The organism is Haloferax sp. KTX1, from assembly GCF_902410085.1.
Taxonomy (GTDB): domain Archaea; phylum Halobacteriota; class Halobacteria; order Halobacteriales; family Haloferacaceae; genus Haloferax; species Haloferax massiliensis.
The window spans coordinates 190699-197090 of the sequence record NZ_CABPRH010000008.1; the positions used below are offsets into that span (position 1 = coordinate 190699).

A 6392-nucleotide genomic window follows, 5' to 3' on the forward strand; every position below is an offset into this window, starting at 1 on the left:
TGTGCCCGCTCTGATATTTAAAAGGTATGTTCGGAAGTCCTCACCCGCTCCGCCGTCGGCGTCACCGGACCGGCGTTCTCAATCGCTTCGAGCGTCTCCCGGGTTTTCACCCGAACAGTTTATCTCGGTCGATGTGCCACGGACGGCCGAACCGCCGTGACCGAGACGACAGACGAGACGAGCGCGGACCCAGTCACGGTCCTCCTCGTCGACGACAACCGCGACTGGCTGACGCTCGTGGTGCATCGGCTCCGCGAGGTGGCCCCCGACTTCGACGTCCGGGAGGCAAACAGTCCCGATGACGCGCTCGACCGCCTCACAGACGACGTCGAGTGCGTCGTCAGCGACTACTACATGCCGGGGCGGACGGGCATCGAACTGCTGTCCGAGGTCCGCGAGGACCGACCCGACATCCCGTTTCTCCTGTTTACGGGGGCCGGAAACGAGGGGCTCGCCAGTAGCGCGCTGTCGGCCGGGGCGGACGACTACATCGTCAAGACGAGCGTCGACGACAGCGCCGCGGCGCTCGCCACGCGCGTCCGGACGGCCGTCGACAAACACCGAACGGAGCGCGCGCTCGCCGAGAGCGAGGCTCGCTACCGGACGCTCGTCGAGAACGTCCGCGACGCCATCTTCGTCGCCCGCGACGGCGTCGTCGTCCTCGTCAACGAGGCGGCGACGACGCTCACCGGCTACGACCGCGCGGCGCTCACCGACGGCGACATCGTCGAGACGGTCGTTCACCCCGACGACCGGGCCCGCGTCCGCGACGCGCTCGACCGGGGGGTCCCGCAGTCGCTCGACATTCGTATCCGCAACCGCGGCGGCGAGACGCGCCACTGCATCCTCGATACCGACGACGTCGTCGACGACGGACTCCCCGGCACCATCGGCGTCCTCCGGGACATCACGGCGCAGGTCCACCACCAGCGCCGACTCGAACGCGAGCGCGACACGAAGGAGGCGATTCGGGAGATTCTCGTCCGACAGTCGTCGCGCGTCGAGGTCGCGGAGTCGTTCTGTCGGTACATCGGGAGCGACCCCGACGCCGTCGCGGCGTGGGTGGGCGAGCGCACCGCGGGCGGCGGACTCGCCCCGCTCGCCGTCGTCGGCGACGAGTCGTATCTCCGGACGGCGGGCGTCTTCGACGCCGACGCGGCGGTCCGGCGCGACTCGACCGAACCGAGTCTGACCGCCTTCCGCGAGGGGGCGACGGTCGTCCGCGCCGTCGGCGACGAGCGCGACACCGACGCCGACGCCGACGCACCGGCGACCGCTCCCGACGCCGGGTGGACGGCGGCCGCGGCCGTCGGCGGTATCGAAACCGCGGTCGCCGTCGCGCTCCGGCACGGCGGCGTCGACTACGGCGTCCTCGGCGTGTACCGCCGCGGTGCCGACGACGACCGGGAGCGCCGGCGGCTCGAAGAGCTGGCGGAGACGCTCGGCTACGCCCTCAGCACCGCGGAGAGCCGCGAGGCGCTGGTTGCCGACGAGGTCGTCCGCGTCCGCCTCCGCGTCCGCGACGGCGACGCGGGGCTGCTGGCGGTCGGCGATGCGCTCGGTCGGGACGCGGAACTCGTCGTCCACACGGCGCTGCCCCGCGGCGACAGCGAGCGCTACTTCGTGACGGTCCGCGGCGCGTCCGAGGCCGCGGTGACAGACGCGCTGGCAGCCCTCGACGGGGTGACGCCCGGTGCCGTGACCCCCGGCGACGGGGTCGTCCGGGCGCAGTTCGACACGGTCGCGCCCTCGCTGGGGACGGCCATCGCCGACGCGGGCGGCGTTCTCCACCGGGTCGTCGTCGCGGACGGCGAGGCGACGGTCGTCGTCGACCTCTCCCGGCGGCGACCGGCCGGCCCGTTCGTCGAGGCGCTCGCGGCGGCTTTCGACAGCGTCGTGATGACCGCGCGGAGCCACCGCACCGTCGAGTCCGATATCGGCGCGAGCGTGCTGGCCGGCCTCACCGACCGCCAGCGCGAGTCGCTCGAAGTCGCGTACCGAACGGGCTACTTCGAGCGACCGAAGCGCCGCAGCGCCGCCGAAGTGGCCGAGGCCATCGGCGTCTCGCGGTCGACGTTCACCCAACACCTCAGGTCGGCCCAGCGGAAGGTCTTCGCCGAACTGTTCGACGCCGAGTGAGTCGACGCGTCGCCTCACTGGGGCGGCCTTGCCTCTCGTCCCGGCGGGACTGTGCCGAAGGCTATCACGCCGCTCGGCTTTTGCCGGATACCGCATAATGGTGGTATCGGGTTATTGCCGCGTAATCGAGTAGAGATGTCTGAAGGTCACCTCACCCAGAATGTCACGGAAGGGAGTGGGTGTACGGTGGGCCGCACGGAGAACTCAATGGCAGAAAAAGTATTCAAACTCACACGACGCCGCGCCCTCGGAGGCCTCCTCACGATCGGCGCGGGAAGCGCCGCCGCCGGGGTGGGAACGTTCGCCCTGTTCAACGACACCGAATCGAGCACCGAGAACACGCTTCAGGCGGGGACGCTGAGCCTCGCCGACGGGGCCAGTTCCGCGAGCTTCAGCGCCGCGGGCCTCGCGCCCGGCGACGAGACCGACACCTTCGAGGTCGACCTCGAAAACGACGGCACGCTCGACGGGAGCCTCGATATCGACCTCACGCTGACCGAAAACGACAGCGACGCCACGGCCGGCGACGACGGCGACGCGGACGCCTCGGTGGCGGACCTCGCGGGCGTCCTCGACGTGACGACGTTCGAAGTCGGGAGCCTCGACGTGCTCGCCGACCGGTTCGGCGGCTCGGCCACGCTGGCCGACGTGGTCGACAACAACAGCGACGCGGCCGACGGCGACGACGACTCCAACGTCCGGGACATCGCCCTCGCGTCCGGCGAGACGAAGACGTTCTCCTTCGCGCTGGAGATGCGGGAGAGCGCCGGAAACGAGTTCCAAGCCGACGGGCTCGACATCCAGTTCGACTTCGAACTGAACCAACTGGACAGCCAGTAACCACAGTTCGCGTTCGCGGGCGACGGGGACGACGCGACCCGGTCGAACCGACCGCGTCCAGCTCTTTCGTTCCGGCCCTCCGAACGCGCACGACGACTTCACGCCTCTCGATGCCGAAACAGACACCAACGCTGACGCTCACCCGACGCCGATTCCTCGGCGGACTCTTCACGATTAGCGCCGGGAGCGCCGCCGCGGGCGTCGGCACCTACTCGGCGTTTTCCGACACCGGGCGCGCCGACGCGTCGTTCGGCGTCGGCACGCTCGACCTGACGGTCGACGGCGACGACGAGCGACTCACGTTCCTCGAAGAGTCGGGCCTTGCGCCCGGCGACAGCGGCACCGCGTCGGTGACGCTCCGCAACCGCGGGTCGCTCACCGGCTTCCTCGATATCGACGTGCTCGGCGTCACTGACGACGAGCACGGCCAGTCCGAGCCCCCGTCGCAGAACGACCCCCGCGTCGGGGACGGCGAACTCGCGCAGGTGCTCGAAGTCCGCGCGTGGCTCGAAGCCGCCGACGGGTCGAAGACGTACCTCTGCGGGAGTTCGGACTACGCGACCCTCGACTCGATTTTCGTCGCGGACGAGACGTTCGACCTCGACTACGAACTCGCGTCCGGCGAGTCGGTCGACTTCGTCATCGCGTGGCGGCTCCCGTCGAGCGCCGGCAACGAAGTCGCCTCGGACGTCGCGGGCGTCGACCTCCGGTTCGCGCTCGACCAGCGGGCCGACTCGGACGGCGGCGCGACCTGCGAGGTCGGCGACGACGACGGAGATGACGACGATTCGACGTCCGGCTCCGGCGACGCCCGCGACGCGATGGGCGGCTGGGACTGGGCGACGCTCGCCCGCTACGGCGAGCCCTACGACGGCTTCGTGTACGGCAACTCGGAGCCGGAGAACTACGAAGTCGCGGTGCTGAAGCGCTCCGGACGCTCCGAGGCTCGCCTCCACAAGCAGAACAACGACTGGCAACACGCGTGGTGGTCGGGTCGAACCGAGTCGTTCCGCGTCGACTTCGACGGCAGCAAGGTGACGATGACCGTCGGCGGCACCGAGTACCCGGACAAACACGGGTGGAAGGGACAGGGCGTCGGCGCGAACGACGTGGTCGCGCTCGGCGTCACGGTCTCCGCCTCGGCCGCCGGGTCGTCGGTCGCGGTCTCGGACCTCGAACTCACCGCCGACGGGCAGACGAGCACGCTCACCGACGTCTCGGCTGACGCGACCGGCACGAACCACGTCCGCCTCGCCCGCGAGATAGACGGGTCGTTCTCGCTCACCGGCACGCTCCGGTTCTCGTGGCACCACTACTCGCACGCCGACCCCGACGACCTCGTGATGCGCGTCGACGTCAAGACGGGCGACGCAGTCGGAACGAACGAAGTCGAGACGGCCGAGGAAGACGGTGACTCCGAGGACGGAGAAGACGGTGGAATCGAGAACGCGGACGTCGAGGACGGAGCCGGAGAGAAAGACCAAGACGTCGAGACCGAATCCGGACGAGGCGACGAAGCCGAATCCGAGCAAGACGGCGGAGACGGTGAAGACGGCAGAGGTGGTGAAGACGGTGGAGACGGTGAAGACGGCGGAGACGGTGACGTCGGGAAAAGCGACGAAACGGCCGACCCCGACTCCGGCTCTGAAACCGATGCGGCTGACTCTGACTCCGACCCCGAATCGACCGACTCCAACTCCGGCTCCGAAACCGAATCGGCCACCCCTGAGAGCGTCAGCGGTGACGACGGGAACGGAGACGACGCCGACGGGGGTGCCTGACCGATGAACTGGTCTCGTCTCGCCGCGGCGGCCCGCGTCCTCGGCGGCGTCGTCCTCCTCGTCGCCGTCGCGCTCGTCGTCGTGCTCGCCGCGCCGCAGGCCTTCGGGGCCGACGCCAGCTACACCGTCCTCTCCGGGAGTATGTCGCCGACGTTCGACGCCGGCGACGTGGTGGTCGTCCGCGACGTGCCGCCCGCGGACATCTCGGAGGGCGATATCATCACCTACCGGGAAGCCGGAAGCGCCATCACCGACGAGCGGACCGACCGCGTGACCCACCGGGTCGTCGCGGTGGACCGAAGCGGCGATAGCCCGGTGTTCCGGACGAAAGGCGACGCCAACGAGGACGTCGACTCGGACCCCGTCGCGGCCGACCGCGTCGTCGGTCGCGTCTGGTTCCACGTGCCGTATCTCGGGCTCGCCGCGCAGTTCGTCCAGTCGGGACTCGGGTTGGTCCTGTTCGTCATCCTCCCCGGCGCGCTCCTCGTCGTGACCGAACTCTACTCGCTGTACACCGACGCGCTCGTCGAGGTCGACGCCGACGAGTCGGACGGGAGCGACGGACGCGACGGTTCGCCCGACGCGGGGACCGGGACGGCCGGAACTGGCTACGTCAGCGCCTCGGACGGCGGCGTCGCGCTCTACCCGGAGCGGACGGGCGTCCGCCTCTCGGCGCCCCCCGTCGCAGTCGCCGACCCGTCTCCTTCGGCGTCCGCCCCCGCGCGCTCCGACTCGGCCGACGGTATGGAGTGGGTGACCGACCCCGTCGACCGCGACGCGGCGGCGACCGACGAGCCCCCAGAGGACGGGCGGTGAACCTCCCGTGACCGCCCCCGGCGACGCGAACGCGTCCGAATGGACCCTCGAACGGTCGCCAGAACTGATTCTCGCCGACCCGACGCGGTGTCGACGCCTCGTCGACGGCGACGCGGACGACTTCGAGGAGGTCGACTTCGAGCGACTCGAACGGGGCGACCGCGTCCTCTGTCTTCCCGGTGAGCGCCTGCCCCTCCACGGGGTCGTTCGGGCGGTCCGGCGCTGGGACGCCCAGTCGGCGGCGTTCGTTGCCAGCGACACCGATGCCGGCATCGACCCCGCGACCGTCGAACGCGTCTCGACCGACGAGGACGACGAACTCCGTACCGACGAGCACCCGGTCGCCGTCGGCGACGAGGTCGAACCCGGCGACCGGCCGACCGAGACGGCGCTGGTGGTCGAGTACCGTCCGTCGCGGGCGGGGTTGCTCCCGATTCCGCTGTCGCTCGCCTCGCTCCTGTCGGCGAAGTTCCTCGGCGCGCTCTCGCCGCGGCTCTCGCAGGTCGTCGGTCGGGTGTTCATCGTCTTCGTCGTCGTCGGCATCGTGCTGGTCGGAACCGGCCTCGCCGCGCCCGGAAGTATCGACCGCTTCCTCGACGACAGCGGCATCAACGACGCGATTTCGGACCTCCGGGGCGACGACGACCCCGAGCCGTCGCCGCCGGACGTCACCGTGACGCCGCCCTCGCCCACGCCGGATACGCCGCCAAACGAGGACGACGAGGACGAAGACGAAGACACACCGACGCCCGCGTCGACGAGCAGTCCCGAGCCGACCACCACGGCGCGCTCGGGCACTGGCGGTGGCGTTGGGGG

General features: G+C 70.4%; 4 protein-coding genes and 1 pseudogene. All 5 read left to right on the forward strand.

Going from position 1 to position 6392, the window contains the following annotated elements:
* The first annotated feature begins 156 nt into the window (after positions 1 to 156).
* Positions 157 to 2139: a helix-turn-helix domain-containing protein gene (locus FY251_RS13960; RefSeq protein WP_148415570.1), complete on the forward strand. Its 1983-nt coding sequence runs from the start codon at positions 157 to 159 to the stop codon at positions 2137 to 2139.
* A 207-nt stretch (positions 2140 to 2346) separates the two neighbouring features.
* Positions 2347 to 2979 (forward strand): TasA family protein, encoded by a 633-nt coding sequence (locus tag FY251_RS13965; protein WP_148415572.1) that lies wholly within the window; start codon positions 2347 to 2349, stop codon positions 2977 to 2979.
* A gap of 110 nt (positions 2980 to 3089) precedes the next feature.
* Entirely contained in the window at positions 3090 to 4760 is a 1671-nt protein-coding gene (locus FY251_RS13970; RefSeq protein ID WP_148415575.1) for a TasA family protein, read from the forward strand.
* A 3-nt stretch (positions 4761 to 4763) separates the two neighbouring features.
* Positions 4764 to 5576, forward strand: coding sequence for a signal peptidase I (locus tag FY251_RS13975; protein WP_148415577.1), 813 nt, complete (start codon positions 4764 to 4766; stop codon positions 5574 to 5576).
* A 7-nt stretch (positions 5577 to 5583) separates the two neighbouring features.
* Positions 5584 to 6392, forward strand: a pseudogene (locus FY251_RS13980) (hypothetical protein); the annotation flags it as partial.